Here is a 2,018-nt window from a genome sequence, read left to right as displayed (position 1 = left end):
ACGCATGCAGCGGCCGCGGTCGGCGAGCACGCCGCTCGCGCGCAGCGCATCGAGCGCGACCGCCGGCCATGCGGCCGGGTCGAGCCGGATCGCCGCATGGCGCGCGCTGTCCGAAAACGCCGCGGCCAGCGCCGCCAGCAGCGCGCGCCGCTGGTCGGCCGGCGCCGCGCGATGGTTGTATGCGACGAGGCGCAGCGCACCGTCGTCGCCGAGTTGCGCGCGCAGCAGCTGCGCGCCGATGCCGTCGCCCTGCGCGACACGGATCTCCGTGCCGTCGCGCAGCGCGAACAGGCCGTCCGCGAATGCGAGGCGGTACGTATCGAGCATCGTGAATCCGTCCGGACGCACTTCAGCCAGCATGGCGCGCCTCCTGTGCTGTTTCCGCACGCGCATCCAGCCGTGCACCGAGGGCTGCGAGCGTCGGCGACGCGAACACGTCGGCGACCGTCAGCGCGTGACCGGCACGGCCGGCCGCGTCGACGAAGCGCACGACGTCGAACGACGTCGCGCCGGCTTCGAACAGGTCCGCATCGGGCTCGGGTGCGGCGGTCGCGAACGTGTCGGACCACAAGGCCGCCAGCACCGCCGCCGCATGCGACGACGGCGCGTGGCCCCGTGCTGCCGCGTGTGCATGCGCGCCGAACGCGGCGTCGCGTGCGTCCGGCACGCCGAGCGCCGCTTCCGACGCACCGGCGAAGCGCGCAACTTCATCGTGATAGACATCGACGAGCGCATCGACGAAACCGCGGTCGAGCAGTTCGTCCGCATACGAGAACGCAGCGCTGACGCGCCCGTCCGGATGCTCGACGACGTCCAGCTCCAGCGTGAACACGACGCGATGGCGCACGTCGTCGAATTCGGCGAGCGACAGACCGGCCCAGTCGCGCGCGGCCGCGCCGGTCGGACGCAGGTAGTTGAACATCACCTGGAACAGCGGATTGGCCTGCGCGGCACGCGGTGCGCGCAGCGCGGCGACGACGTCGGCAAACGGCACGTCGGCATGCGCATACGCGGCGAGCGCCGTATCGCGCACCTGCGCGAGCACGTCCGCGCGGCGGTCTGCCGGGTCGATCCGCGTGCGCACGACGACCGAGTTGATGAAGAGACCGAGCGCGTCGCGGGCCGCATCGCCGGTGAGCGCGCGCGTCGACGCCAGCACGCCGACCGGCTGGTCGGCCGCGCCCGTCACGCGGAACAGCGCGGTATTGAGCGCCGCATGCAGCAGCATCGGCAACGTGGCGTGCGCGGCCGATGCGGCGTCGCGTGCGGCGCGGATCAGGTGCGCATCGAATTCGAATGCGAGACGGGCCGCTCGCCATTGCGGATGGGCCGGCGCGTCCGCACGCTGCGGCAGCACGCGCGACGGCAGATCGGCCAGCGCATCCTGCCAATACGCGACGCGGGCCGGATGGCACGGCGCGGGCAGCACGAGCGGCGCGGCCGGCTGGATCGCGTCCAGCGCCGGCAGCGCGTCGCCGTGCACCCGAGCGACATAACGCGTGCGCACCGCATCGAGCCACAGCTCGATCGATTCGCCATCCGACACGATGTGATGGATCGTCACCGACAGCACGTGGTCGTCCGTGTCGAGCCGCAGCACGCGGGCACGCCACAGCGGCGCATCGGCCGCAAGGTCGAACGGCGCGAGGGCATCCTCGTCGGTCAGTGCGGCGGCTCGGACAAGCGCATCGGCCTGGGCCGACAGGTCGATCACGGGCAGTTCGACGTCAACATCCGCGTCGATCCGCTGGCCCGGCAGCGCGCCGTTGCGCGCCACGAGCCGCGCGCGCAATGCCGGATGAACGGCGGCGGCATCCGCGAACGCCGCGCGCAGCGCATCGACGTCGAGCGGGCCGCGCACGCGCAGCGCAACCGGAATGTTGTACGCGGCACTGTCCGGCTGCGCGCGCCACAGGAACCACAGGCCGAGCTGCGCGGGCGACAGCGGCCACACGCCATGCGCGTCGGGCGTGGCCACCGCGAAGCCCCGCGGCGCGGCGGAGCGGAGAGGGGTGGGG

1 protein-coding gene and 1 pseudogene are annotated in these 2,018 nt (G+C 73.1%); both read right to left on the bottom strand.

Annotated features, from left to right (window positions below):
* Positions 1–360: pseudogene (locus G3N62_RS35235) on the bottom strand (N-acetyltransferase); the annotation flags it as partial.
* The coding region (locus G3N62_RS35230) for a condensation domain-containing protein (protein ID WP_241013299.1) at positions 350–2,018 on the bottom strand (1,669 nt) is incomplete at its 5' end. The gene G3N62_RS35230 and the pseudogene G3N62_RS35235, both read right to left, overlap by 11 nt.

The sequence above is a fragment of the Burkholderia sp. Tr-20355 genome (genome assembly GCF_017104685.1).
In the GTDB taxonomy this organism is placed as follows: domain Bacteria; phylum Pseudomonadota; class Gammaproteobacteria; order Burkholderiales; family Burkholderiaceae; genus Burkholderia; species Burkholderia seminalis.
Note: the sequence above shows the minus strand (reverse complement) of the source record. Positions and strands in the feature narration are given on the sequence as shown.